Annotated in this window: 24 protein-coding genes and 2 pseudogenes; 20 read left to right on the top strand and 6 right to left on the bottom strand. The window is 59.2% G+C overall.

Translation table 11 applies throughout. The features are described 5' to 3' along the window. Nucleotides 1-431: 431 nt before the first annotated feature. Entirely contained in the window at nucleotides 432-1,304 is an 873-nt protein-coding gene (locus BFR47_RS05170; protein ID WP_071472070.1) for a Tim44 domain-containing protein, read from the bottom strand. A gap of 218 nt (nucleotides 1,305-1,522) precedes the next feature. On the opposite strand from BFR47_RS05170, the gene dnaB reads away from it, so the two are divergent. Together dnaB and alr are read left to right on the top strand one after the other, a co-directional pair. Then, a complete protein-coding gene (gene dnaB / locus BFR47_RS05165) occupies nucleotides 1,523-2,917 on the top strand; it encodes a replicative DNA helicase (RefSeq protein ID WP_071472069.1) in 1,395 nt (464 codons plus the stop codon). Between the two features lie 9 nt (nucleotides 2,918-2,926). Further along, nucleotides 2,927-4,015 carry an alanine racemase gene (gene alr, locus BFR47_RS05160; protein WP_071472068.1) on the top strand — a complete coding sequence of 363 codons (1,089 nt, stop codon included), beginning with the start codon at nucleotides 2,927-2,929 and terminating at the stop codon, nucleotides 4,013-4,015. 69 nt (nucleotides 4,016-4,084) lie between these two features. Here the strand turns inward: alr and BFR47_RS05155 are convergent, their stop codons facing one another. Beyond that, nucleotides 4,085-4,285: a hypothetical protein gene (locus tag BFR47_RS05155; protein ID WP_071472067.1), complete on the bottom strand. Its 201-nt coding sequence runs from the start codon at nucleotides 4,283-4,285 to the stop codon at nucleotides 4,085-4,087. Between the two features lie 45 nt (nucleotides 4,286-4,330). Next, nucleotides 4,331-4,783 carry a zinc uptake transcriptional repressor Zur gene (gene zur, locus BFR47_RS05150; protein ID WP_071472066.1) on the bottom strand — a complete coding sequence of 151 codons (453 nt, stop codon included), beginning with the start codon at nucleotides 4,781-4,783 and terminating at the stop codon, nucleotides 4,331-4,333. Between the two features lie 133 nt (nucleotides 4,784-4,916). Between zur and dusA the strand changes: the two genes are divergently transcribed. The 4 genes from dusA (at nucleotide 4,917) to oxyR (ending at nucleotide 9,338) form a co-directional block, all read left to right on the top strand. Further along, nucleotides 4,917-5,933, top strand: a complete 1,017-nt coding sequence (gene dusA, locus BFR47_RS05145) for a tRNA dihydrouridine(20/20a) synthase DusA (RefSeq protein ID WP_071472065.1) — start codon at nucleotides 4,917-4,919, stop codon at nucleotides 5,931-5,933. A gap of 197 nt (nucleotides 5,934-6,130) precedes the next feature. Further along, the gene (locus BFR47_RS05140; RefSeq protein WP_071472064.1) at nucleotides 6,131-6,859 is read left to right on the top strand and encodes a glutathione peroxidase; all 729 of its coding nucleotides are present in this window, start codon (nucleotides 6,131-6,133) and stop codon (nucleotides 6,857-6,859) included. A gap of 57 nt (nucleotides 6,860-6,916) precedes the next feature. After that, nucleotides 6,917-8,368: a dihydrolipoyl dehydrogenase gene (locus BFR47_RS05135; protein ID WP_071472063.1), complete on the top strand. Its 1,452-nt coding sequence runs from the start codon at nucleotides 6,917-6,919 to the stop codon at nucleotides 8,366-8,368. A 76-nt stretch (nucleotides 8,369-8,444) separates the two neighbouring features. Continuing rightward, nucleotides 8,445-9,338: a DNA-binding transcriptional regulator OxyR gene (gene oxyR, locus BFR47_RS05130; protein WP_071472062.1), complete on the top strand. Its 894-nt coding sequence runs from the start codon at nucleotides 8,445-8,447 to the stop codon at nucleotides 9,336-9,338. A 17-nt stretch (nucleotides 9,339-9,355) separates the two neighbouring features. Here the strand turns inward: oxyR and BFR47_RS05125 are convergent, their stop codons facing one another. Further along, the gene (locus BFR47_RS05125; RefSeq protein WP_071472061.1) at nucleotides 9,356-11,734 is read right to left on the bottom strand and encodes a penicillin-binding protein 1A; all 2,379 of its coding nucleotides are present in this window, start codon (nucleotides 11,732-11,734) and stop codon (nucleotides 9,356-9,358) included. A gap of 163 nt (nucleotides 11,735-11,897) precedes the next feature. On the opposite strand from BFR47_RS05125, the pseudogene pilM reads away from it, so the two are divergent. The 9 genes and pseudogenes from pilM (at nucleotide 11,898) to BFR47_RS05080 (ending at nucleotide 20,739) form a co-directional block, all read left to right on the top strand. After that, nucleotides 11,898-12,954: pseudogene (gene pilM / locus BFR47_RS19410) on the top strand (type IV pilus assembly protein PilM). Then, nucleotides 12,942-13,502: a PilN domain-containing protein gene (locus tag BFR47_RS05115; RefSeq protein ID WP_071472060.1), complete on the top strand. Its 561-nt coding sequence runs from the start codon at nucleotides 12,942-12,944 to the stop codon at nucleotides 13,500-13,502. Before pilM ends, BFR47_RS05115 begins: the two are co-directional and overlap by 13 nt. Then, the gene (locus BFR47_RS05110) at nucleotides 13,499-14,083 is read left to right on the top strand and encodes a type IV pilus inner membrane component PilO (RefSeq protein WP_071472059.1); all 585 of its coding nucleotides are present in this window, start codon (nucleotides 13,499-13,501) and stop codon (nucleotides 14,081-14,083) included. Before BFR47_RS05115 ends, BFR47_RS05110 begins: the two co-directional genes overlap by 4 nt. Further along, complete coding sequence (locus tag BFR47_RS05105) at nucleotides 14,080-14,595, top strand: pilus assembly protein PilP (protein ID WP_071472058.1); 516 nt, start codon at nucleotides 14,080-14,082, stop codon at nucleotides 14,593-14,595. Before BFR47_RS05110 ends, BFR47_RS05105 begins: the two co-directional genes overlap by 4 nt. A 23-nt stretch (nucleotides 14,596-14,618) precedes the next feature. After that, a pseudogene (locus tag BFR47_RS05100) lies at nucleotides 14,619-16,639 on the top strand (type IV pilus secretin PilQ). 255 nt (nucleotides 16,640-16,894) lie between these two features. Then, the gene (gene aroK / locus BFR47_RS05095) at nucleotides 16,895-17,413 is read left to right on the top strand and encodes a shikimate kinase AroK (protein WP_071472057.1); all 519 of its coding nucleotides are present in this window, start codon (nucleotides 16,895-16,897) and stop codon (nucleotides 17,411-17,413) included. Nucleotides 17,414-17,427: 14 nt separating this feature from the next. Then, nucleotides 17,428-18,510, top strand: a complete 1,083-nt coding sequence (aroB, locus tag BFR47_RS05090; protein ID WP_071472056.1) for a 3-dehydroquinate synthase — start codon at nucleotides 17,428-17,430, stop codon at nucleotides 18,508-18,510. Then, a complete protein-coding gene (locus tag BFR47_RS05085) occupies nucleotides 18,507-19,850 on the top strand; it encodes an SPOR domain-containing protein (RefSeq protein ID WP_071472055.1) in 1,344 nt (447 codons plus the stop codon). The genes aroB and BFR47_RS05085 overlap by 4 nt, the downstream gene beginning before the upstream one ends. 61 nt (nucleotides 19,851-19,911) lie before the next feature. Beyond that, nucleotides 19,912-20,739, top strand: coding sequence for a Dam family site-specific DNA-(adenine-N6)-methyltransferase (locus tag BFR47_RS05080; RefSeq protein WP_071472054.1), 828 nt, complete (start codon nucleotides 19,912-19,914; stop codon nucleotides 20,737-20,739). A 48-nt stretch (nucleotides 20,740-20,787) separates the two neighbouring features. Here BFR47_RS05080 and BFR47_RS05075 read toward each other — a convergent pair whose 3' ends face one another. Continuing rightward, nucleotides 20,788-20,967: a DUF2970 domain-containing protein gene (locus tag BFR47_RS05075; RefSeq protein WP_071472053.1), complete on the bottom strand. Its 180-nt coding sequence runs from the start codon at nucleotides 20,965-20,967 to the stop codon at nucleotides 20,788-20,790. Between the two features lie 105 nt (nucleotides 20,968-21,072). Here BFR47_RS05075 and rpe point away from each other — a divergent pair, with 105 nt between their 5' ends. The 5 genes from rpe to BFR47_RS05050 all read left to right on the top strand — a co-directional run bounded on the left by rpe (nucleotide 21,073) and on the right by BFR47_RS05050 (nucleotide 24,346). Next, on the top strand, nucleotides 21,073-21,747 hold the full coding sequence (rpe, locus tag BFR47_RS05070; protein WP_071472052.1) for a ribulose-phosphate 3-epimerase: 675 nt from the start codon (nucleotides 21,073-21,075) through the stop codon (nucleotides 21,745-21,747). Then, nucleotides 21,740-22,435, top strand: coding sequence for a phosphoglycolate phosphatase (locus tag BFR47_RS05065; protein ID WP_071472051.1), 696 nt, complete (start codon nucleotides 21,740-21,742; stop codon nucleotides 22,433-22,435). Before rpe ends, BFR47_RS05065 begins: the two co-directional genes overlap by 8 nt. Further along, nucleotides 22,428-23,435 (top strand): tryptophan--tRNA ligase, encoded by a 1,008-nt coding sequence (gene trpS, locus BFR47_RS05060; RefSeq protein WP_071472050.1) that lies wholly within the window; start codon nucleotides 22,428-22,430, stop codon nucleotides 23,433-23,435. Before BFR47_RS05065 ends, trpS begins: the two co-directional genes overlap by 8 nt. Before the next feature lie 73 nt (nucleotides 23,436-23,508). After that, nucleotides 23,509-23,721 (top strand): hypothetical protein, encoded by a 213-nt coding sequence (locus BFR47_RS05055; protein WP_071472049.1) that lies wholly within the window; start codon nucleotides 23,509-23,511, stop codon nucleotides 23,719-23,721. 166 nt (nucleotides 23,722-23,887) lie between these two features. Further along, entirely contained in the window at nucleotides 23,888-24,346 is a 459-nt protein-coding gene (locus BFR47_RS05050; RefSeq protein ID WP_071472048.1) for a DUF6515 family protein, read from the top strand. A gap of 21 nt (nucleotides 24,347-24,367) precedes the next feature. Here the strand turns inward: BFR47_RS05050 and BFR47_RS05045 are convergent, their stop codons facing one another. Continuing rightward, nucleotides 24,368-26,329: an acetoacetate--CoA ligase gene (locus tag BFR47_RS05045; protein WP_071472047.1), complete on the bottom strand. Its 1,962-nt coding sequence runs from the start codon at nucleotides 26,327-26,329 to the stop codon at nucleotides 24,368-24,370. Nucleotides 26,330-26,338: the final 9 nt, after the last annotated feature.

Raw genomic sequence — 26,338 nt, 5'->3', positions numbered from 1 at the left:
CCTTTGCCCTCCTTGATGCTGCAGAGTCACCTGCTGGCACTGCCTGCTGGCTACTCGGAGCTCAGGATGAGGCAACAGAGACGACCTCCCACGACCGTGAAATGCCACGGATGGCATTTCTGAGCCCTCAGGGATGAGTTTATGGCGTGTCGTGGGAGGTGGCTGTGTTGCCTCTGAGTTCGGACGTGAGAAAGATCAGATTTTTATTCAGATTGGTATCAGAGGAATATCGTCGTCTCCCACGACACGCCATAACCTCATTCCTGCCAACAGACCACGCCGCAACAGAAACGCCGCCGCATCAGGGCGGATAAAGGGAGCAGGCCCCTGGTCTGATTTTTCGCTACCAGTAACGAGCACCGGACTTTATCCGGCCATCAGCAACAGAAAAGGCGCCCGAGGGCGCCTTTGTCATGTCACAGCGAAAAAGCTTAGGCGTTGTCTTCCAGACCGACGATCAGCCAGGGCGCATTGTCCTTGGTCAGATCGCGCTCCAGGTGCCATACCTCACGGATGTCCTGCTCGACACCTTCGTGGCTGTCGCGGTAGCGACCGCTGAACTGGATGCTGACCTGGGCCTGATAGGAAGTGTGGTCGGCGCGTACCAGCTCGGCATCCACGAACATCACCTCGGTGTGCTGGTCGCCGCTCAGCTTGGCGCGTTCCTGGCTCAGCTCGGCAAACAGCTCGGGAGTAACGTATTCGCGGATTTTCTCCAGATCGTTCTGGTTCCATGCCTGCTGCAGGGTGCGATAGTGTTCGCGAGAGCCCTGCAGAAATGCCTGCATGTCGAAGCCCGGGGGCAGGTCGAAGGGTACATCGCTGGGCGCGAAGCCGGAAGCGGCGTTGCTGCTGGCAGCGGACTGACCGGGAGCGCTAAACGGCTTCGGTGCTTCAAACTGCTGGGGGCCGTTATAGGCCGCCCTGGGAGCCGGCGCCTTGTTCTTGCGCAGCGCCCGGAACACCATGATACCGGCCAGAGCCAGACCCGCTATCATCAGGAAGTCCATGATTTGGAAACCTTCGAAGGCGCCGGAGCCGAGCATCCAGGCGAGCAGGCCGCCGGCCAGCAGGCCGCCGAGCAGGCCGCCCATCAGACCGGATTTTTTCGGCTGCTGGGTCTGGCCGGCGGTGGTTTTACCGGCGGTTTGTTGTTGCTGGGCTGCCGGCTGACTGGGCGCCGTCTTGTAGGACTTGCCGACCGAGCGGCTGCCGCCGCCCAGCTTGCGGGCCTCGGCATCAAAAGCGGTGGCGGTGAGGCCAACGGCAAAAATAAGGGTAAACAGGGCAAGAAATTTACGCATGATCGCTTCCTTGGGTAACAGACTAGTCACATCCTAAAGCAGCGACATGTTATGTCAACTGATGTTTAAAGCCGCAGCGCCGGGAGTTGCCGGCAGACATTCACGGTGGTCATTCCGGTGCGCGTGGCGAGGCGCTTCCGGGTGAGGACAAGAATGGGCCTTTCGGAGCCGGTGAAAAATCCTGATAATAGTCGTTTGCCGAATCAGAGAGAGAACCGATGAGCGAGAAAACCGTCACCAAAGCCGATCAGGCCGTGGCCCAGCTGAAGATGGCGCCCCATTCCTTCGAAGCGGAGCAATCCGTGCTGGGCGGTCTGCTGCTGGATAACAACGCCTGGGATCGGGTGGCGGAAAAGGTCGCGGAGCCGGACTTTTACAGCCGTCCACACCGGTTGATCTTTCAGGCCATGCAGCGGCTCAGTCAGCTCAACAGCCCCATCGATCTGATCACGGTGCAGGAAGAACTGGAGCGGCACGAGGCGCTGGACACCGTGGGTGGCTTCTCCTATCTGGTGGAAATAGCCAAGAATACGCCCAGCGCCGCCAATATCGGCGCCTATGCCGACATAGTGCGCGAGCGGGCGGTGGTACGGGAAATGATCGCCGTGGCCAACGAGATTGCCGAGGCCGGTTTCGATCCTCAGGGGCGCGACTCCACCGCCTTGCTGGATCTGGCCGAAACCAAGGTATTCAAGATTGCCGAAAGCCGCACCAACGTCAACGAGGGGCCGCAACCGCTGCGAGTGCTGCTCGAAAAGACCATAGATCGCATCGAAGACCTCTATAAAAATCCTCATCAGGGCATTACCGGGGTGTCCTCCGGGTACTCGGATTTGGATAAAAAAACTGCGGGCTTCCAGTCTTCGGACCTGATTATAGTGGCAGCTCGACCTTCTATGGGTAAAACGACTTTTGCAATGAATCTTTGCGAGCACGCTGCACTGACAAGTGACAAACCTGTGCTCATATTCTCCTTGGAAATGCCATCTGAGCAGATTATTATGCGGATGCTTGCTTCCCTTGGGCGTATCGATCAAACCCGCATACGAACAGGGCAGCTGGATGATGAAGACTGGGCCCGTTTGTCCTCGACCATGGGCATGCTGCTGGAAAAAGGTCAGCTTTATATCGACGACTCTTCCGGCCTGACGCCGACCGAAGTCCGCTCGCGCGCCCGGCGTGTGGCGCGGGAACACGGGGGCATCAGCATGATCATGATCGATTATCTGCAGCTGATGACGGTGCCCAGTCTGTCCGATAATCGGACGCTGGAAATCGCCGAAATCTCCCGCTCGCTCAAGGCGCTGGCCAAGGAGCTGCAGGTGCCGGTGATCGCGCTGTCTCAGCTTAACCGAAGCCTGGAACAGCGGGCCGACAAGCGTCCGGTGAACTCGGATCTGCGGGAGTCCGGCTCCATCGAGCAGGACGCCGACTTGATCATGTTTATCTACCGGGACGAGGTCTACCATGACGACAGCCCGGAGAAAGGCATCGCCGAAATCATCATCGGCAAGCAACGGAACGGACCCATAGGCAAGGTTCGGCTGACGTTTCAGGGGCAGTTTTCCCGCTTCGACAACTACGCCGGGCCGGATTTCGATGATGATTATTAAGGAGCAGAGATGGATGCACACGGGGCGGTGGCCCGCATCAGCCTGGACGCAGTTCGGCATAACCTGAATGTAGCCAGGCAGCTGGCCCCCACGGCCAAGGCAATTGCGGTAGTGAAAGCCAATGCCTATGGCCACGGCGATTTGACGGTGGCGGCGGCACTCAAGGACGACGCCGATCTGTTTGCCGTCGCCCGTTTTGAAGAAGCACAAAAATTGCGTGCCGGCGGCATTCGCCAGCCGATCCTGCTACTGGAAGGTTTTTTCAACCGGGCCCAGCTCGAGTTTGCCGCACTTAACGACTTCCATCTCTGTATTCATCAGTTTGCCCAGCTCGAAGTGCTGGAACAGACGCCGCTGGCGGCTCCGGTCACGGTATGGGTGAAAATCGACTCGGGCATGCATCGGGTTGGCTTCAGCCCCGAGCAGGCCGACGAGGTCTTCGCCCGGCTGGCGGCCATTGCCCAGGTGGTGCAGCCGGTCAATGCCATGACCCACTTTGCCCGGGCCGACGAGCCCGATCAGCATGCGGTGACCGAGGCGCAGATTGCCCGCTTCAAGCAGGTGACCGCCGGCAAGGTCAAGGCCACGGCCCTGTGCAATTCTGCCGGTGTCATGGCCTTTCCCGACGCCCACGCCGATTATATCCGTCCCGGTATCATGCTCTACGGCATCACGCCCTTTGGTGACCAGCAGGGCACCGATGTCGGCCTGCGTCCGGCGATGAATTTCACCACCAGCCTGATTGCGGTGCGTGAGCACAAGGCCGGTGAACCGGTCGGTTATGCCGGCTCCTGGGTGAGCCCGCGTGATACCCGTATCGGGGTGATTGCCGTCGGTTACGGTGACGGTTATCCGCGCATGGCACCGGCGGGAACACCGGTGCTGATCAACGGCCGCCGGGTGCCGCTGGCGGGCCGGGTGTCGATGGACATGGCCACCGTCGATCTGGGGCCGGAGGCCACCGACCGGGTCGGTGACGAGGTGCTGCTGTGGGGCGAAGGCCTGGCGGCGGAGGAAGTGGCCCGTCACGTCGGCACCATCGCCTACGAGCTGGTCACCCGCATGACGGCGCGGCCGCGACTCGAATACATCGACTGAGCGACGCCAGACGTCAAAAGGCCGGATGACCGGAGCCAGGCTGCTCCGGTCATCCGGCCTTTTTTGTATCTATCCGGCTTTGGGGCCGCGGTGATGAATAAACTCCTCCTTGGCCGGGTTCCACTTCATGTAGTACCAGGGGGTGTCGGTTTGCCAGACCGGGAAGGTAATTTCAATCTGATTGTCTTCGTAGCGATAGAGTGAGGTATTCAGATTGACCTCGCTCGCCAGAAAAAAGGCGATCAGTAAAAATAACAGCCATTTGATCATTATGTCCCTCGTGCATCCTTGTCGAGATGGAGTGCATTAACTATATCAGCAGTTTGCCGGTTTTTCCGCCTGACACTGCCGGCAACGACCGTGGGCTTCGATGGACTGGCTGGTAATGGCAAAACCGTGCAGCCGGGCCTGCTGTTCGAACGCCTGATTGATGGCTTCGTCGTGCAGCTCGATAACCTGGCCACACTGGGTACAGATCAGCAGCTGCATCGGGTGGTGCTCGGCGAAGTGATCGCAGAACAGAAAGGCGTTGAGTGACTCCACCTTGTGCACGAAGCCCTGAGCCAGCAGAAAATCCAGTGCCCGGTAAACGGTGGGCGGCTTGGCGTTGGGTTCCAGCTCCTTGAGCCGGTCCAGCAAATCATAGGCGCTGACCGCACCCTTGTGCCCGGCCATCAGGGTAAACACGTGGCGGCGGGTGGGGGTAAAACGCACGCCGCGCTGCTGACAGAGTCGCTCGGCGCGCTCAAGCTGATGTTGAATGGACATGAATGATGATGATCCTCGATGGCTTCTGGCCGCATCTTATCACAGCCGGATCTTCCTTCCTCCGATCAAGGTTGGGTCTGTGAACCACCTTGGGTATAATGCCGGGCCCTGTGTTCAAAAAGTCGTCAATTTCATGAGTCATTATCCCAGCGCCCGCTTTTCCGTTGCCCCCATGCTCGATTGGACGGATCGTCATTGCCGTTATTTTCACCGACTGCTCAGCCGTCATGCCCAGTTGTACACCGAAATGGTGACCACCGGCGCCATATTGCACGGCAAGGGTGATTATCTGGCCTTCAGCGAGCAGGAGCATCCGCTGGTGCTGCAACTGGGTGGCAGTGATCCGGTGGCGCTGGCGCGCTGTGCGGAGCTTGCCGAGCAGCGCGGTTATGACGAGATCAATCTCAACGTGGGTTGCCCCTCGGATCGGGTGCAGAACGGCATGTTCGGCGCCTGCCTGATGGCGGAGCCCCGGCGGGTGGCGGACAGCGTGGCTGCCATGAAGGCGGCGGTCGCCATGCCGGTGACGGTGAAAACCCGTATCGGCATCGACGAGCAGGACAGCTACGAGTTTCTCTGCACCCTGGTGGATCAGCTGGTGGACGCCGGGGTGGACGCCCTGGTGGTGCATGCCCGCAAGGCCTGGCTCAAGGGCCTGAGTCCGAAGGAAAATCGTGAAATACCGCCGCTCGACTATGAGCGAGTCTATCAACTCAAGCGCGACTATCCGGGGCTGACTATCGCCGTCAACGGTGGCATCAAGACCCTGGACGAAGCCCGGGAACACCTGCAACACCTCGATGGCGTCATGCTGGGGCGGGAAGTCTACCAGAACCCCTATCTGCTGGCGCAGGTGGATGCCGAGCTGTTTGGCGACGCTCACGAGGTGCCCAGCCGCCACCAGGTGGTGCGCAACCTGCTACCCTACATCGAGCAGGAGCTCAGCCGTGGCACCTATCTGGGCAGCATCACCCGTCATACCCTGGGTATCTTTCAGGGCTTGCCGGGAGCCCGGGCCTGGCGACGTCACCTGAGCGAAAACGCCCACAAGGCCGGCGCGGGTATCGAGGTAGTGGAAGCGGCCATGGCCAGAGTGCCGGAATCGCTGCCCGACACCATGGTGGAACTTGGCCAGGGCATTGCTGGCTAATCATCACGCTATCCCGTGCCAGCATAACGGCCCGGGGTTATTCAAGCGGGAACGGTGATTACGCACGGTTCCCGTTTTTTATGGTTTATGATAGCTATAGGTTATCAAAGTTGGTGGTTTTAACGATTTCAACAATGAAATGATCCTTGGCATACTGAGTCTACTCAATCGGAACCTCACTAGTTAAGGATCACCTCATGTTGACTGATAAAACCGGACAAACCGTACCTCAGGTAACCTTTCGCACCCGTCAGGGCGAGCAATGGGTCGATGTCACTACCGACGAACTCTTCAAAGGCAAGACGGTGGTGGTGTTTTCTCTGCCCGGCGCCTTTACCCCGACCTGTTCTTCCACCCACCTGCCACGTTACAACGAGCTGGCGCCGGTATTGTTTGAAAACGGTGTGGACTACATCATCTGCCTCAGCGTCAACGATACCTTCGTGATGAATGCCTGGCTCAAGGATCAGGAAGCGGAGCACATCCGGGTCATCCCCGATGGCAATGGCGAGTTTACCGATGGCATGGGGATGCTGGTGGACAAACAGGAGCTGGGTTTCGGCAAGCGCTCCTGGCGTTATTCCATGCTGGTGAAAGACGGCATCATCGAAAAAATGTTCATCGAGCCGAACAAGCCCGGTGACCCCTTCGAAGTGTCCGACGCCGATACCATGCTGGCTCATATCAATCCACAGGCGGCCAAGCCATCTTCCATTACTGTGTTCAGCAAGCCGGGCTGCCCTTTCTGTGCCCGCGCCAAGCAGATGCTGCTGGATCGTAACCTGCGTTACGAGGAGGTCATTCTGGGTCAGGATGCCACCAGTATTACCCTGAAGGCGGTGTCGGGCCGGGCTACGGTGCCGCAGGTGTTCATCGATGGCCGTCATATCGGCGGCAGCGACGAGCTGGCAGAGTATCTGGCATAAGCTAGTTTAAAAGGGGGCGAAAGCCCTCTTTTGATATCTGCTTCATGGAGGTCTGTTGTGAGCAAGCATATCAGCGTCGATGTGGCCATAATCGGTAGCGGTACCGCCGGGCTGGCGGCCTGGCGCACCGCCCGCGCTCATACTGACAGCGTGGTCATGATTGAAAGCGGTCCTTATGGCACCACCTGTGCCCGGGTGGGGTGCATGCCTTCCAAGTTGTTGATTGCCGCCGCCGACAGTGCGCATCAGGTGCGTCAGGCCCCCGGCTTCGGCATACATCCGGGAACACTCCGCATAGACGGCCAGGAGGTCATGGCCAGGATCAAGGCCGAGCGTGATCGTTTCGTGGGCTTTGTGCTGGATTCGGTGGCCTCTATACCGGACGAGCACAAAATCATCGGTCATGCCCGCTTCAAGGACGAACACACCCTTCTGGTGGATGAGCACACCGAGGTTGCGGCAAAAACCGTGGTGATTGCCACCGGCTCCCGGCCGACTTACCCGGATGCCTGGCAGAGCCTCGGTGATCGGCTGCTTGTCAACGACGATGTATTCGAGTGGGATAGCCTGCCCGCATCGCTGGCGGTGTTCGGTCCCGGTGTCATCGGCCTGGAGCTCGGTCAGGCCCTGCACCGGCTGGGCATCAAGGTCTGGATGTTCGGCGTGGGTGGCCAGGTGGGCCCCTTTACCGATCCCGAGGTCATGGACTACGCCGGGCATCATTTACGGCAGGAGTTCTTTCTGGATGCCGATGCCGACGTGCAGCGGATGGAGCGACGGGGAGAACAGGTGGAAATCGACTTCTGCAACGCAGCAGGAGTGACCGAGCGTATCGTGGTGGACTATGTGATTGCCGCCACCGGCCGTCGGCCCAATGTCGATCAGCTGGGGCTGGACGCCCTGGATATCGAGCGGGACGACAAGGGGGGACCGGTGGTGGATCCCTGCACCCTGCAGACCAGTCTGGCGCATATCTTCGTGGCCGGAGACGCCAGCAATCAGTTGCCGTTGTTGCATGAAGCCAACGCTCAGGGGCGCATCGCCGGTGACAATGCGGGCCGCTTCCCCGAGGTGCGGGCCGGCCTGCGCCACAGTACCCTGTCGGTGGTCTTTACCGATCCCCAGATGGCGATGGTAGGGGCCAGCTATCGGGAGCTTGAACGGCGTTACGGTAACAATGGCGGTATTGCCATCGGCCAGAGCGGCTTTGAAAATCAGGGCCGCAGTCGGGTGATGCGGCGCAACCTGGGGCTGTTGCGGCTCTATGGTGAGCCGGGCAGCGGTCTGTTTCTCGGCGCCGAAATGATGGCCCCGGATGCCGAACATCTGGCCCATCTGCTGGCCTGGGCGCACCAGAGCCGGATGACGGTGGCGCAAATGCTGACCATGCCGTTTTATCATCCGGTGGTGGAAGAGGGCTTGAGAACCGCCTTGCGGGATCTTCATGCCCGGCTGCGGCAGGGGCCGGCGATGGGGGATCGCTGCATGGAGTGCGGGGTGGGGGACTAACCGGCTGGCCGCTTTTCATTTGTCGGCAAATCGGTGACTATGGCGGTTAAAAGCGGCATGAACCAACGGGGAAACTGTGAATTTAAGGGATCTGGAATATCTGGTGGCGCTGGCCGAAGAGCGGCACTTTCGCAAGGCGGCGGAAAAATGTTTCGTCAGTCAGCCCACCCTGAGTGGCCAGTTGCGCAAGCTGGAAGACGAGCTGGGGGTGGTGCTGATGGAGCGAACCTCCCGCAAGGTGCTCTTTACCCCGGCCGGGGATGCCATTACCGCCCAGGCCCGACGGGTGCTGGCAGAGACCAAGGAACTGCGCGATATCGCCCGTACCTTTACCGAACCGATGTCGGGGGAGCTGCATATCGGCTTGATCCCGACCGTTGGCCCTTACCTGTTGCCTCATATCATTCCGGCGCTGAAGCAGCACTTTCCCGAGCTGCATATCTATCTGTACGAAGCCCAGACTCACACCCTGCTGAAACAGCTGGCGGATGGGGAGCTGGACTGTCTGATCCTGGCTCAGCTCGAGCACATGGACAATTTCGGTTCCTTACCCTTGTACGAAGAGCCGATGATGCTGGCGCTGCCGAAGGAACATGCCTGGGCCGAACGCCGGCAGGTTGCGCTGAATGAGCTGAAGGGAGAAAAACTGCTGATGCTGGAGGATGGCCATTGCCTGCGGGATCAGGCCATGGGCTTCTGTTTTGCCGCCGGTATCGGCGAAGACAATCATTTTCAGGCGACCAGCCTGGAAACCCTGCGCAACATGGTGGCGGCGGGATCAGGTCTGACGCTGATCCCGCAACTGGCCTGTGGCCATTACAACGGCAACCTGGGGGTAAAATATATCCCGGTCACGGATCCCGAGCCGAGCCGCACCATCGCCCTGCTGTACCGTATTCACTCGGTGCGTCGCCCCTGTTTCAACGAAATGGCCAAGGTCATCAGTCAGCTGGTCAAGGGGCTGTTTTAAGGGCGCAAGCGGTCCGGTCAGAACAGCTCGTCGGTAATACTGGTGCCACCAAACTGTTGCTGAGTGCCCGGACGACCATAGCGTCTGGGTTCGGTGCCTTCGACAAAATATTCCGTCATGCCCTTGTCATGGCTGAGCAGACCGCTGCCGGTGTCGATGGTGGCGGTGACCAGATGTTCCGGTACCGGACGTTGCTGCTCCGGGTAATCCTTCAGCGCCACTTTCATGTAATCCACCCAGATGGGCAAGGCGGTACTGCCGCCAAATTCGCCGCCGGCCACCTGATCAGATCCCAGGTTGGGGTTGTGGGCGGTGCGGCCCAGCGGTCGGCCGAAGTCGTCGAAACCGACCCAGGCGGTGGCGACCCTGGCGGGAGTGAAACCGGAAAACCAGGCATCACGGGAGTCGTTGGTGGTGCCGGTCTTGCCGGCGATGTCCTGGCGTTGCAGGGCCCGGCCGGCACGCCAGCCGGTACCATTCCAGCGTCGGCCATTGCTGCTTCCCCCCCAGATGGCGGAATTCAGCGCCTGGCTGATCAGGAAGGCATTCTCTTCGCTGATCACCGGCACGGCCGAGGGCTCGGCCTGATACAACACCCGTCCCTGAGTGTCCTCTATGCGCGCCACCACAAAGGGGGTCACCCTGCGACCGCCATTGGCAAGGGCGGCATAGCCGGTGGCCATCTGCAGCGGAGTTGCCGAAGGTGAGCCCAGCGCCAGGCTTTCGGTGGCGGGGATACCGGCGGTATCGAAGCCGAAGGCATTCAGCCGCTGCATGGCCACCGGAATGCCGGTATCACGCAGCAGGCGGATCGAGACCACGTTCTTGGAGCGGGCCAGTGCTTCCCGTATCCGGATAGGGCCATCATAGACATTGGGTGAGTTACGCGGTTTCCAGCTGTTGCCGCTGCCAGCGTCCCAGTGATTGATGGGGGCATCGTTGATCATGCTGGCCAGGGTAAAGCCGTTGTCCAGCGCCGCAGAATAGATAAAGGGCTTGATGTTGGAGCCCATTTGCCGGGCGGCCTGCTGGGCACGGTTAAACTTGTTGAGGGTGAAGTTGAAACCGCCGACCAGGGCGGTGACCGCTCCGCTGGAAGGTTCCAGCGCCACCAGGGCGCCGTTGATTTCGGGTTGCTGGGCCAGCACCCAGTGTTCTCCCCGGGGCCGGACCCAGATCTGATCCCCGGGACTCAGGGCTTCCTTGGCCTGGCGCAGGGCATTACCCTGGCGTGTGTCGGAGAGATAGCGCCGAGCCCACTTGATACCGTCCCAGTCGAGTTGAGCTTCGCCCCGGTCTTTGATGATCAGGGTGGCGCTGCGCTCGGCCACGGCCGTCACCACGGCGGGTTCGAGCGGCCAGTAGGAGGGTTGCTGCTCCAGGTGCTGTTCAATTTGCGCCATGCTCCAGGCATTGCCTTGCCACAGGCTGGCCACGGGGCCACGATAGCCGTGGCGCAGATCGTAGGCCAGCAGACCATCGATCAGGGCGGCATTGGCGGCCTTTTGTTCGTCTGACTGCACCGTGGTGTAGACGTTCAGGCCGCGGGTATAGGCTTCCTCGCCGAACATCGACAACGCAAACTGATGGGCCATTTCCGCCAGATAGGGAGCATCAAGGGTGATTTCGGCGCCGTGATAACGGGCCGCCACCGGTGCGGCCATCGCCTCGTCATATTGCGTGCGGCTGATTTTGCCGGTATCCAGCATGCGGCCCAGCACGATGGCCCGGCGTTCGGCGGCTCGACGCGGGTTGCTGATCGGGTTGAAAATGGACGGCCCCTTGGGCAGGCCGGCGATCATCGCCATTTCGGCCAGGGTCAGCTCACCGACATCCTTGCCGTAATATACCTGGGCGGCGGCGGCCACCCCGTGGGAACGGTGTCCGAGCGGAATTTTATTGAGATAGAGTTCCAGGATTTCGTCTTTGCTGAGCAGACTCTCGATATGCAGGGCGATGAAAATTTCCTTGATCTTGCGGATCACGGTTTTTTCACGGCTGAGAAAGAAGTTTCTTGCCACCTGCTGGGTGATGGTACTGGCGCCCTGGCGCTTTTCGCCGGTGGTCAGCCAGACGGCCGCCGCCCGGCTGATCCCGATGGGATCTATGCCCCGGTGCTCGTAAAAGCGGGCATCCTCGGTGGCGAGGAAGGCATCGATCAACTGCGGTGGCATTTGAGTCACCGAAATGGGATGCCGGCGCTGTTCGCCGTACTGGGAAATCAGCTCGCCGTCCTGGCTGAAGATGCGCATCGGTGTTTCCAGGCGCACATCCCTGAGCGTGGATACATCCGGCAGTTCGGGCTTGATCTGTTGATAGAGCACGAATACGGCGATAACGCCGCTCAGAGCCAGAAATACACCGAATAAAAACAGGCGAGTGAGCCATTTGAGCATGAAGCGAGAACCCGATAAATCATTTTTTAACCAATGCGGGCAAGTATATCCTGTGTCATCGGTGTTGTTCGAGCGCTTTGTTTTATACCTCAATAAATCGTAGCGATTTATCTGAGTCTATCTATTATTATCAAGACCAATAATAACAAACACATGGACGATTATGTTGAGCCTGAATAGACGCAAAGACTTCCAAGGGATGATCGGGATCGATTTCGGGATGAACAGCATCAAGGCCGTGGCCCTGAAAGGAAAGCCGGGTCAGTATGTGCTCGAAGCCATGGCCAGGGTTCCCACGCCCAAGGGCAGTATTGTCGATCACCAGATACAGGATGTGGATCAGGTGATACTGGCGCTCAAGTTGCTGCGGCGTCAGTTGAACAGCCGTTGCGATAAGGTGGCCACGGCGGTGACCGGCAGCGGTGTCACCACCAAGGTGATACTGGTTCCGCGCCATCTTTCGCAGGAGGAGCTGGAAAATCAGATGTTGCTCGAGGCGGAGCAGCATATTCCCTTTCCGCTCGATGAAATCAGCCTGGATTACGAGAGTCTGGGCATCAATAACAACCACCAGGATCGGGAAAACATCCTGCTTAGCGCGGCCCGTACCGAAAGCATCAACACCCGGATCAGTGCCCTGGAGCAAGCGGGTTGGCAGACTAAGGTGATGGATATCGGCGTGCACGCCCTGGCCCGGGGAGTAGGCGCCTGTCTGGCGGCCGAAAAGACCGAAGCCAATCTGCTGGCGGTGGTGGATATCGGTGCCGAATGCCTGACCTTTGCGGTGATGGAGGGGGGAGGTCATTTACAGTCGGTTGCAGAACTTCGGTGGTGCGCAACTGAGCCGGGAGCTGGCCAGGTTGAGCGATCTGCCCGCCGACAGTGTGGAACAGGGCAAAATAGACAATACCTTTCCCGTCGAGCTTCGGGAGGATATCGAACAGCAGCATATCAATACCCTGCTGCAGCATGTTCGCCGTAATATCCAGCTGTTCTGCAGCAGCTCCGGCAACAAGCCCCCTCCGGCCTTGTTTCTCAGTGGTGGCGGCAGTCAGTTGCCGGAACTCGCGCAGATACTGCGGCAGGAGCTGAGTCTGCCGGTCTTGCAGCCGGATTTTGAGCGTCTGTTCCAAGGCGTGTCGAAGGATTACCCCGATGCGGCGGCCTATACCACGGCGCTGGGGCTGGCCTTGAGGAGTTTTACCCCATGTCCAATATAAACCTGCTGCCCTGGCGTGAAAGTGTACGAGCCGGACAGAAAAAACAATTCATGGTGATATTGGCGGTCGCCTCGCTGATCACGGTGACGGTGATGCTGACGGCGAATATGTGGATTCACCAGCAGATAGCCCGACAGCAGCAGCGCAATCAGTTTTTGCAGAACGAAACGGCCAAACTCGACCTGATACTGGGAGAGATGCGCAACATCAGGGAGCAGCGGCTCAAACTGCTGGAGCGGATGACCCTGATCGAGCATTTTCAGCAGCGGCGCAATCTGTCGGTGCGGTTGTTCAACCAGTTGCCCGAGCTGGTACCGCCCGGCGTCTATCTTAGCTCGCTCAATGTGGTCGACCACAGTCTCGATATTGTCGGCAAGACCGAGGCTTACCCCAGGGTGGCCAACATGATCCGGCAGGTCGAAAACAGCGGCTGGCTGTATGAACCCCGCATCAGCTCCATTTTCGCCAGTGACGTGCAGCCCATCGCCCTGAGCCAGTTTTCCATGCGGCTCAGAGTTCGTGAATTCATACCGGGAGCGACGCAATGAACTGGCAACAGCTGAACGAACTGGACTTCGAGAACATCGGCCAGTGGCCGCGAGCGGCCAAGGCCATCGCGATAGCCCTGGTGTGCGCAACCCTGGCCGGCGCGGTCGTCTATTTTCTGATTACGGACAGCCTCGCCCGGCTGGATCAGAGCAAGGCGCAGGAGGCGCAACTGAAAAACACTTTCGAGGAGAAAGCGCGGCAGGCGGGAGGTTTGCCTGGCTCCAAGTTGCAACTGTCCGAACTGCAGGCGGAGTTGAACGCCCAGTTGCGCAAGCTGCCCAATACCCTGGAAATTGCCGGGCTGCTCGACGACATCAGCTTTATGGCGACCGACAACGGCCTGCGCCTGGAGCGTATCAACTGGGAGGCGGAAAAACCGAGCGAGTTTTCGACCGAGTTGCCGATGCGTATTATCGTCAGTGGCGATTATCATCAGCTGGGCAATTTCGTGGCCGATGTGGCGGCCTTGCCCCGCATCGTGATCATCGATAATTTCAGTCTTTCCCGGGCCGGGGACAATCAGCTGAATATGTCCATGCTGGCCAAGACCTACAAATATAACGAGCAGGGGGCAAAATGAGAGTTGTTTGCCTGTTGACAGGGCTGCTGCTGTTGACGGCGTGTATCGATGGCGACGACCTGAGCCACTATGTGGCTGAAGTAAGGGCAAGGCCCGTCGCACCACCCGATCCACTGCCCAAGACCGCAGAATTTGTGCCCGAAGCCTATCAGCCGGATTCGAAGCGCAGCCCCTTCGTTCAGCCGCAACCGGAAAGCACCAAGCAGGCGGCCAACTCGACGGCAGCCTGCTCGTTGCCGGACAATGAACGATCGCCAGAGGTGCTCGAACGTTATTCACTCGACAATCTGTCACTGCGCGGTACTCTGGGTGACAGTCGAGGCCTGTCTGCGCTGATCCGTACCCAGGACGGGGTCACTCATCGAGTGGGCATGGGACAGCGTATGGGGCTCAATCTCGGCGAAGTGGTAGGCATTACCGCTAACGAATTAATTCTTAAAGAATATATTCCCGATGGCAAGGGATGTTGGGAATCACGGGAAACCCGACTGGTATTGACCGCTACACAATAATAAACGTCGGCAGGGAGTGCGCTATGACAATACGGATGGTAAAAAAGCTGATGTGCCTGGCGCTCAGCATAATCCCGCTTGGACAAGGGTTGGCCGCCGTCAGCCTGGAGCAGGTGAGGGTTAACCCGCTGGCGGGAGATCAGCTGATGCTGGAGCTGGAGTTTGACGCTCCCCCGGTGGCGGTGACCGAGCTTGTTCGCCAGCAGCCGGAACGCCTGGTGTTGCAAATCGCCGATGGTTACTCCGCTCTCAAGGAGAATATTATACCCATCGAACGCCAGGGGGTCGGTGTGATCGACGTGCGCCGGGTCGGAGACAACCTGGAAGTGGCGCTGGGCATGGAGCAAATGCAGGCTTACCGACTGCAGCGTGACGGCAATCGCCTGCTGTTGCTGCTGGGAGAGGGGGTCAGCGGCATGGATGGCTCGGGCGCTCGCTGCCGCCGGGGGTGATCAATGCCATTACCAGCATCGATTTTCGCCGTGGCCGCGAGGGGCAGGGTCAGGTGCTGGTCAAGCTGGACAAGTCGACTGCCGCGGTCGACATGCAAGTCAAGGGCAACCGGCTGATTGCCAAGTTTCACAATACCCATATCGACGATGCCCTGTTGCAGGTGCTGGATGTTAACGACTTTGCCACCCTGGTCAGCCGCATCAGCAGTCGCCGGGAAGGGAGCAATGTGCTGGTGATGGTCGACACCGGCGGGGCTTTCGATTACCGCTATGATCAATCGGAACGGCTGTTTGTGCTCGAGCTGGCCCGGCCGGTAGCGAAGACGGCCGAGCCGAGTAAAGCGAGCAAGCAATACACCGGCAAGCCCATCTCGATGAATTTCCAGGATATTCCGGTGCGGACCGTATTGCAGCTGATTGCGGACTTCAACAACTTCAACCTGGTGACCACCGATGCGGTGCAGGGCAACATTACCCTGCGTCTCGACGGCGTGCCCTGGGAGCAGGCGCTGGATACCATCTTGCAGGTACGGGGGCTCGACAAGCGGCTGGACGGCAATATCCTGCTGGTGGCGCCGGCGGCGGAGCTGGCCCGGCAGGAGCAGCAGCAGCTGGAAAACCGTCAGGCCCAAGAAGTGCTGGCTCCGTTGGTCTCCGAGTTTTTGCAGGTTAATTATGCCAAGGCGGTAGATGTGGTGGCCTTGCTGACCAATGAAAGCACCGGCATGCTGACCGAACGCGGCGCCGTGGCGGTGGATGACAGAACCAACATGCTGGTGATCAAGGACACCCAGCAAAGCATCGATAACATCAAGCGCATGCTGACGCTGCTCGATATTCCCATCAAGCAGGTGGTGATCGAGGCGCGCATGGTGACCATCGATGACGGTTTCGAAGAGGCGTTCGGGGTGCGCTGGGGCTACAGCAACGACAGCAGCAGTGGCCGCAACCAGCAATCGGTAAGCGGTACGCTGGAGGGAGTGCAGGGAACTGACGCAAACTCTTTGAACGTCAATCTGCCGGCGGCGGGAGCGGCAGGCAGCATCGCATTTCAGGTCGCCAAGCTGGGTGGCGGCCGCCTGCTGGATTTGGAGTTGTCGGCGCTGGAGCGGGAAAACAAGGCGGAAATCATCGCCAGCCCGCGGGTAACCACCTCCAATCAGAAACCGGCGCTGATCGAGCAGGGTACCCAGGTGCCGTTTTCTACTGCCAGCGATGGCGGTACTCAGGTCGAGTTTAAAGATGCGGTGCTCAGCCTCAAGGTCACCCCGCAGATCACCCCCGATAACAGGGTGGTGCTGGATCTGACTATTAGTCAGGACTCGGTTGGTTCTTCCATTCCGCAGGCAACCGGGGGGGAAGCGGTGGCGATCAACACCCAGACGATCACCACTCAGGTTCTGGTCAACGATGGTGAAACTCTGGTTCTTGGGGGGATTTACCAGCAAAACATTAGCCGTGATGTGACCAAGGTACCGCTGCTGGGCGACATCCCGGTGGTGGGGCGATTGTTTAAAACCACGAGTGACAGCAATACCAAACGCGAGTTGATTATCTTCGTCACCCCCCGTATCGTGCACGACAGTATCTGAATTCCGGGCCGCATTGCCTCTGTAAGCGAGACAATTCGGCCACCAACAGACCGATAACGAGAAGATGGACGCGAGCGCAACACGGCAAAAGCGGTCTCGCACCGGGCTTCTTTGGCCCCATGGCTGGTGTTCTCCTTGCCAGCGCACGACGCAGTTGCGATAATTCGGCGTCCAATTTCAGAAAGTTAAGGTTAGGTTCATCGTCGACCCTGCGGTGTTCGTGGGGCGCATTCGTTTGTGAGAATTTCGTGTAACATGGCTGAGAAACGCAATATCTTCCTTGTAGGGCCTATGGGTGCGGGCAAGAGCACCATCGGTAAATACCTGGCGCAGCAACTGCATATGGAGTTTTATGACTCCGATCATGAGATCGAACACCGCACCGGTGCCGATATCAGCTGGGTATTTGATGTAGAAGGCGAAGAAGGCTTCCGCCAGCGCGAAGAAAAGGTGATTAACGACCTGAGCGAGCTGCAGGGCATAGTGCTGGCTACCGGCGGCGGCTCGATCAAGAGCAAAGAGAGCCGTAACCGGCTGTCTGCCCGCGGTATCGTCGTGTACCTGGAAACGCCGGTCGAGAAGCAACTGGCCCGGGTACAGAAAGACAAGCGTCGTCCGCTGCTGCAAACCGAAGAGCCGCCACAGGAAGTACTGGAACGGCTGGCCGCCGAGCGTAATGCGCTCTATATGGAGATTGCCGATTATGTGGTGCGCACTGATGAGCAGAGCGCCAAACTGGTAGCCAATCAGATAGTCGAATTGATCGGTCTGTAACAGGCAGGAGCCCCATGGAAAGGTTAACCGTTAATCTGGGGGAGCGCAGTTACCCCATTATTATCGCCGAAGGGAGCCTGTCGCAGGGTGCGCTGTTACGGGACATGATCAGGGGCAGCAAGGTACTGGTGATTACCAACGAGGTGGTTGCCCCCCTGTATCTCGATACTCTGGTGACGGCGCTGGCCCCCCTGCAGGTGGAATCGCTGGTGCTGCCCGATGGCGAACAGTTCAAGACCCTGGACACCTTTAACGAGGTGATGGGGGCCCTGCTGGCCGGTAATCACGGTCGTGATACCACTCTGGTCGCCCTCGGTGGCGGCGTTATCGGCGATCTGACCGGCTTTGCCGCCGCCTGTTATCAGCGTGGGGTGCCCTTTATTCAGGTACCCACTACCCTGCTGGCGCAGGTTGACTCGTCCGTTGGCGGTAAAACCGCGGTCAACCATCCTCTGGGCAAGAACATGATCGGTGCCTTCTATCAGCCCCAGGTGGTGCTGATAGATACCCTCTGTCTGCAAACATTACCGGAACGGGAGTTTGCCGCCGGTCTGGCCGAAGTGATCAAATACGGCATCATCTGGGATGCGGATTTCTTCGACTGGCTGGAACAGAACCTGCAGCGTCTGCAGCGGCTGGAAGCCGATGCCCTGGGCTATGCCATTCGCCGCTGCTGTGAAATCAAGGCGGAGATGGTGGCCTGTGACGAACGGGAGCTCGGGGTGCGTGCCTTGCTCAACCTGGGGCACACCTTCGGTCATGCCATCGAAGCGGAAATGGGTTATGGCAACTGGTTGCATGGTGAGGCGGTTGCCGCCGGTACCATGCAGGCTTGTCATACCGCCCTGTTGCGGGGCGAAATGACAGAGGCCGAGGTCTCGCGGGTGGAAAGTCTGCTGATCAAGGCCCACTTGCCGGTACAGGGCCCCGCCGAGATGACCCTCGGTCATTATCTGCCGCATATGCTGCGTGACAAGAAAGTACTGGCCGGTAAATTGCGGCTGGTGCTGCCGCTGGGGATCGGCCGGGCTCAGGTCGTGGATGATGTGACCGAACAACAGCTGGCGCAGGTGGTTGTGCCGGAACGGAAGCCGTGACCGAGACGGTTAACCTTTCTTTTTCCTCCCAAGAGCAGCTGCTTACGCGGCTGCTGCACCTTTCCCGCCTCGATACCGATTTTATCCTGCTTACCGGCCCGGAAGGCGCCGGCAAGTCTCACCTGGCTGCGCTTCTGCTCGAAGAGACCGGGCTGATGCGGCCGACGCTGCTCGATGCCGAGGTGCTGGACACCGATGTCAGCTTTCGCGATGCCCTGCTCGGAACCTGGTTTCCCGGAGCGGTATTTGACGCCGATGACGCCTTGCCGGATTCGATGGCACGACTGCTGCCGAATAGTCTGCACAAGCGGCTGCTGGTGGTGGACAATGCCGAATGGCTGACTGACGAACTGTTGCAGGAACTGACACAGTTGTATCTGGCATTGCCGGTTTCGGCGCGGCCTTTTATGATGTTGCTGGGTTCGGCCAGCTGGGCCGGGCAGATTCGCCGGCAGCTGGATGAGCCGTTGGCCAGCCAGGTGGTGGAAGTGGAAGTGCCGCCGTTGACGGCGGCGGACAAGGACGAGTTATGGCAAGCCCTGGGATATGAATCCCCCCCCGCAGCATCTCACGAGATCCAGTATCCGGGCGATGCGATTGGCATGATGGAGCCGCAGATGAAAACACAAGATTATCGGCAGCTGTTTGAACAGAAGTCGGTCAAGATACTGCTCACCGCCCTGATCCTGGTGGTATTGCTGATTATTATCGTTCGTCTGCTGAGCGGGTCAGAGGCCCCGGCTCCCGAGCTGGCTCAGCCCTTTGAGTCAGACCCCGCGCTTGTGCTGCCGGAGCCGGTGGTATCGGATGGCATCACCACGCCCGCGCTATCTCCATCACAAGGCGACAGCCTGGTTCGGGAATGGCCGGCCGAATCACTGCCGGAAACTCCCAGCATCAATACCGGCGTTGCCGAAACACCGGACGACAGCGACAAGGAACGGGTGGTGATCGAAGACAAGGTTGTCAGCAAGCTGATGCAGCGCAAATCGGATACCCGCCCGGCAGCGGCACCGGCGGTGAGCCCGGTATCTTCCGGGGATACCGATCTGAGCCCCTTGTCGGCGCTGATGCAGAAGTCCCCCGAGCATTACACCTTGCAGCTGATGGCCGGGCGGGATCGAGCCGCGCTGGGGAAGCTCGCCTCCCGTCACACCCTGACCCCGGCGTGGATTTATCCGCGTAGCATCAATGGCCAACCCTGGTTCATACTGGTGTTCGGTGACTTCGACTCCCCCGAACAGGCGCGTCGAGCCATCGGGGTGTTGTCAGCCGAACTGCAGGCGGCCAAACCCTGGCCCAAACCCTTCGCTCAGGTGCAAAAAGAAGTCAAACCATAGTCATGAGGTTGGCTTGCGGTTACAATGCGCGCCCCTCACCGGTTAGGCTTTGATGACGACAATGACTAAAACTCGGGCATTCCTTAAATGGGCCGGCGGTAAATACGGCCTGGTAGACAGCATCAATCGCCGTCTGCCCGAAGGCCGGGTACTGGTGGAACCCTTCGTGGGCGCGGGCTCGGTGTTTCTCAATTCCGAGTTTGAGGCCTATGTTCTGGCCGACATCAATGCCGATTTGATCCATCTTTATCAGTTGCTCAAAACCCGGCCGGATGCATTTATCCGTGATGCCGCCGCCCTGTTTACCGCCGCCAACAACGACAAAACCGCTTATTACGACTTTCGTGCCGATTTTAACCAGGAGCGGGATCGCTACCGGCGTGCGCTGCTGTTTTTGTATCTGAACCGGCATGGTTATAACGGTCTCTGTCGCTATAACAAAAAGGGCGGTTTTAACGTGCCGTTCGGTGCCTATAAAAAACCTTATTTCCCCGAGCGGGAACTGTGGTTTTTTGCCGAAAAGGCGCAGCGCGCCACCTTCGTTTGCCAGAGCTATACCGAGGTCTTTGCCCAGGCCAGTGCGGATCAGGTGTTTTACTGCGATCCGCCTTATGCGCCGCTGTCGTCCACCGCCAGCTTTACCACCTATGCCGCCAACGGATTTACCCTGGATGATCAGGCGATCCTGGCCCGACTGGCCCGGGAGACCGCCGCACAGGGCGTGCCGGTGCTGATCAGCAATCATGATATTCCGTTGACCCGTGAACTGTATCGAGACGCGAGTCTGGATGTGGTGGCGGTCAAGCGTACCATCAGTCGCCATGCGCATAACCGCAAGAAGGTGGATGAACTGCTGGCGCTGTTCACGCCCGAGCGCGGTGAGGGGTGAGGAGACAGAGGTGACAATCCCTTTCCCCTCACTCTTCAGCTTTACCCCTCAGGTTTTAAGCACCAGCCGTACCACCAGCAGCAAACACACTACCAGTCCGGCGATGGCCACTGCCCCCAGGCCCAGATAGGGCCAGGGGCTGCCGCTGAATTGCCGTTGCCGGTTCTGCTGTGACTGTACCCCGAACAGGGCCGCCGCCACCGCCTGTAGCCTCTGTTTCCAGTTCATTATCGCCTCGCCTGAGTCAACTTCAGCCAAGCATAGACGGCCAGCTAGAGAATCACCGGGCGCTGGGGTAGAATTGGACGGTTTTTTGCGCTCAAGGGAACTTTGATGACAGACTACCTGATTGCCCCATCCATTCTTTCTGCCGACTTTGCCCGCCTGGGTGATGATGTGGCCCGGGTACTGCAAGCCGGCGCCGATGTGGTGCACTTCGATGTAATGGACAACCATTATGTGCCCAACCTGACCATAGGTCCCATGGTGTGCAAGGCGCTGCGTGACTACGGTATTCAGGCGCCCATCGATGTTCACCTGATGGTCAAGCCGGTAGACAGCCTGGTGCCACAGTTTGCCGAAGCCGGTGCCTCCATCATTACCTTTCATCCGGAAGCCTCCGATCATATCGACCGCACCCTGGGACTGATCCGGGAGCAGGGCTGTCAGGCCGGGCTGGTGTTCAATCCTGCGACCCCGCTCAGCTACCTGGATTACGTGATGGACAAGGTGGATGTGATCCTGCTGATGTCGGTCAACCCCGGCTTTGGCGGTCAGTCCTTTATCGACGGTACCCTCGACAAGCTGCGCCAGGCCCGTCGTCGTATCGACGAAAGCGGTCGCAATATCCGGCTGGAAATCGACGGTGGTGTCAAAGTCGACAATATTCGTGCCATCGCCGACGCCGGTGCCGACATGTTTGTGGCCGGTTCGGCCATCTTCAGTCAGCCCGATTACAAGGCGGTGATCGACCAGATGCGCAGCGAACTGGCCAAAGTCCGTGGATAACGTCGAGCTGATCCAGTTCGATCTGGACGGCACCCTGATCGACAGCGTGCCGCAGCTGTGGCTGGCGGTAAACCGGATGCTGGAGCAACAGGGACATGCGCCGGCAGAGGAGCTGGCGGTACGCCACTGGGTCGGCAACGGTGCCGACATGCTGGTGCGACGCGCCCTGACAGCCGCCCTGGGGGAAGAACCCGATGCGGGGCAGCAGCAGGCGGCGCGGGCCGCTTTTGACGTCGCCTACGAAGAGGTTGCCGATCGGCAACTGGTGTTCTATCCCGGTGTACTCGATACCCTGATGCAACTGCACCGGGCGGGCAAGAAGCTGGCCATCGTCACCAACAAGCCCTACCGTTTTGTGCCTGCTATTCTGGCCGCCTCGGGCTTGAGCGAGCATTTCACTCTGGTACTGGGCGGCGACAGCCTGGCACAGAAAAAGCCGCATCCGGAACCGTTGCTGCATGTGTGCCGCGAACTGAATATCGAGCCGGCGCGGACCCTGATGGTCGGTGATTCCGAAAACGATGTGCTGGCGGCCAAGGCGGCCGGCATGGCGGTGGTAGGGCTGACCTATGGCTACAACTACGGCCGGGATATTGCCGACAGCGCTCCCGACTGGGTAATGAGTGATATTCGCGGACTGGTCGATTTACTGCTTACTGATGAATACAGAAAGGATAATCATGGCTAAACCAATTGTTTTCAGCGGCGCCCAGCCATCGGGCCAGCTGACCATCGGCAACTACATGGGAGCGCTGCGTCAGTGGGTGAAGATGCAGCAGGACTATGACTGCCTGTACTGCATCGTGGACATGCACGCCATTACCGTGCGCCAGGACCCCAAGGCCCTGCGCTCGGCCTGCCTGGATGCGGCCGCGCTTTATCTGGCCATCGGTCTGGATCCGGCCCAGAGCACCATTTTCGTGCAGTCGCATGTGCCGGAGCACGCCGAGCTGGCCTGGATCCTGAATTGTTATACCCAGTTCGGTGAGCTGTCGCGTATGACCCAGTTCAAGGATAAATCCAGTCGTTATGCCGAAAACATCAACGCCGGTCTGTTCACCTATCCGGCGCTGATGGCGGCGGATATTCTGCTGTACCAGACCAGCCAGGTGCCGGTGGGTAACGATCAGAAGCAACACCTGGAGCTGACCCGGGACGTGGCCTATCGTTTCAATCAGCTCTACGGTGAGGTGTTTACCGTACCCGAACCCTTTATTCCCGCAGACGGTGCCCGCATCATGAGCTTGCAGGAGCCGACCAAGAAAATGTCCAAGTCCGACGACAACGTCAATAACTTCATCGGACTGCTGGAAGATCCCAAGGTGATCGGCAAGAAGCTCAAGCGTGCGGTGACCGACTCGGAAGATCCGCCGGTGGTGCGTTTCGACGTGGAAAACAAGCCCGGCGTGTCCAACCTGCTGACGCTGATGGCCGGTGCCAGCGGTCGCTCCATTCCCGAGCTGGAACAGCATTTTGAAGGCAAGATGTACGGTCACCTCAAGACCGAAACCGCCGAGGCGGTGCTGGCCATGCTGGCGCCGATTCAGCAGCGTTTCCATGAGCTGCGGGAAGACGAAACCGAACTGTGCAGACTCCTGACGCTGGGTGCCGACAAGGCGCGGCTGAAAGCTGTACAGACTCTGGAAAAGGTATATGATGCGATTGGCTTTGTTCCCAGAAGCCGTTAATACTTAAGGGAGCCGTCAAGGCTCCTTTTTCGATTTCACTGATTCGATAATCTCACTGGATTGTTTCCCATCTATGATAGAAGAAAGCACCCTTGATCGGGAATTGACCGACAAGTTGTTTTGGCTGCGCAAGTTTCGCATGGCCAAAAATGACAGGACACTGGAGTTGATGGTATCCAAGGCCGTCGATAACCATCACACCCAGTCAGCTGTAGTTGCCGCGATTTATCTGGCCGAATGCCAGCGTGAGCGTGAAATGCAGCAGGGACGTTTTCTCGATCAATAAAGACAGCCAGCGTCAGGCCGGGCGCCCGCTCCCGACTGTTTCAGTCAGGGGTTGACGCTTGACGTCAGACCGGACTGTCGTTATCTGCGGATCTGGCCCACTATTAAGGTATCTCCATACCCATCGGTTACCCCAAAGCCGATAGTTGTTCAGAGGAGGAGACACCATGATCCCGCAACTGTTCAAAGATCGTCGCTGGCTGCTGCCCCTGCTGGGGGCGCTGGCTTTTGGCCTGGTGACACCTCAGGTGCAGGCAGACAGAGGCGATCGCGGCGATGACCGAGGTTACGAACGGGGCTACGACCGACATCACGGTACATACTTCAAGCACCGTAAGCACGCTCGACATCACAAACATCATCGCCACTATCGCCATGTTCCACGCAGGGTGAGGGTGGTGGAGCATTACTATTACTCGCCGCCTCAGCATTATTATCGGGAGCATCGCTCTTCGGGACCCCATATCTCGGTGACTCTGCCCCTGGGTACCATAGTACAGGGCCTGCCCGGTGGTTATATCAGCTTCAGTCTGGGTGGCGATCCCTACTATTACCACGGCGGCAATTACTACCGTCACCATCAGCGAGGCTATCGGGTGATAGCCCCGCCGCACGGGCACAGGTAGCGAGGCACAGGTTCGTGCTTGTCATTCGTCGAGTTCGGGCAGGTTGCGGAACAGCGCCAGCGCCTCCGGGTTGGCCAGGGCACCGATATTTTTCACCGGCTTGCCCTCGACCACGTTGCGCACCGCCAGCTCGACCGTTTTGCCCGATTTGGTGCGGGGAATATCGGCCACCGCAATAATTTTCGCCGGGACATGGCGGGGACTGCATTGGCTGCGAATACGCCGGCAGATGGCCGCTTGCAGCGCGCCGTCCAGTTCCTCGCCCTCGGCCAGCTTGACGAACAGCAACACCCGCTCATCGTTTCGCCAGTGCTGGCCGACCACTACCGCATCCACTACCTGTTCGAAGCGGCTGACCTGGCGATAGATTTCGGCGGTGCCGATGCGTACGCCACCCGGGTTGAGCACGGTATCCGAACGACCATAAAACACCATGCCGCCGTGTGTGGTCCGGGCCACCAGATCGCCATGGTGCCAGCAGCCAGGATAAGTCTGCCAGTAAGCGGCATCATAGCGGTGTCCGTCATCGCCCCAGAATCCCAGCGGTCGATTGGGGAAGCTGTTGCAGCAGACCAGCTCACCCTGCTGCTCGATCAGTGGCTGGCCCTGCTCGTCGAACACCCGAACATCCAGCCCCAGGCCGATACCCTGACATTCGCCTCGATAGACCGGACTGATGGGATTGCCGAGTACAAAGCAGCCGCAGATATCGGTGCCGCCGGCGATGGACGCCAACTGCAGGTTGGATTTGATACGGCGGTAAACAAAGTCGAACAGCTCGGGTGCCAGGGCCGAGCCGGTAGAGCAAAGGGTGCGCAGCGACCCCAGGTAATGATGGTCCCGTGGGTGGATTTGCCGCTTTTCCATGGTTTCCAGGTATTTGGCTGACGTGCCGAACAGGGTCATGCTCGTTGTTTCGGCCCACTGCCACAGCACCTTGCCATCGGGGTAGAAGGGCGAGCCCTCATAAAGCAGCAGGGTGGCGCCGCTGGCCAGGGCCGAGGCCAGCCAGTTCCACATCATCCAGCCGCAGGTGGTGAAGTAGAACACCCGGTCGCCGGGATGAATGTCGCAATGCAGCTGGTGTTCCTTCAGGTGGTTGAGCAGGGTGCCGCCTGCCGAATGTATGATGCACTTGGGCTGGCCGGTCGTGCCGGAAGAGTAGAGCACATAAAGCGGCGCATTGAACGGCATGGGGGTAAAGCACAGCGGCTGCCCGGCGTAGCGAGCCAGCCACTGTGGCCAGTGCTGAACCTGGTCCTCCGGGGTGAGCCGGTGCGAGCCGACATAGGGGATCTGTACCCAGTGCTCTATGCTGTCGATGGCGGCGACGATGGTTCTGGCCTTGTCGCTGGAGTCATGCAGCTTGCCGTTGTAGCGGTAACCGTCGGCGCTGAACAGTACTCTGGGACGGGTCTGTCCGAAGCGTTCGATCACGCTGTCGGTGCCGAAGTCGGGGGAGGTGGAGGTCCAGATTGCCCCCAGTGCCGCTGTCGCCAGCATGGCCACCATGGTTTCCGGCAGATTGGGCAGGTAGCCGGCCACCACATCGCCGGGCCTGACGCCACACTGCTCCAGGCCGGTGCGGATGGCCGCCACCTGCTCCGTCAGCTCGGCCCAGCTCAGACGCCGCGGGTTTTGGCCTTCGACCTGAAACAGCAATGCATCCTGATCCTCGCGTGTGGTGCCATGGTGCAGCAGGTTTTCGGCGAAATTAAGCCGGGCCTCGGGAAACCAGACCGCGTGCCGGGCGCTGGCAGCATTCAGCACCCACTGTTCCCCCTTTTCACCTTTCACGCCGGTGAAGTCCCACATCTGGCTCCAGAAGGCGGCGCTGTCCTGCAACGACCAGGCGTGCAGGCTTTGATAGTCGGTCAGTTCAAGTTGATAGCGTCGGTTGAGCTGTTGCATGAACTCGTACAGCCGGCTTTTCTTGATCCGGGCGGGAGAGGGGCGCCACAGGGGAGACTGTTGTCGGGACATCTTCACCTC

Origin of the sequence: Oceanisphaera psychrotolerans, assembly GCF_001870485.1 — a bacterium.
Taxonomy (GTDB): domain Bacteria; phylum Pseudomonadota; class Gammaproteobacteria; order Enterobacterales; family Aeromonadaceae; genus Oceanimonas; species Oceanimonas psychrotolerans.
The sequence above is the reverse complement of the archived record's forward strand: the minus strand, read 5'-3'. Positions and strand labels throughout refer to the sequence as shown.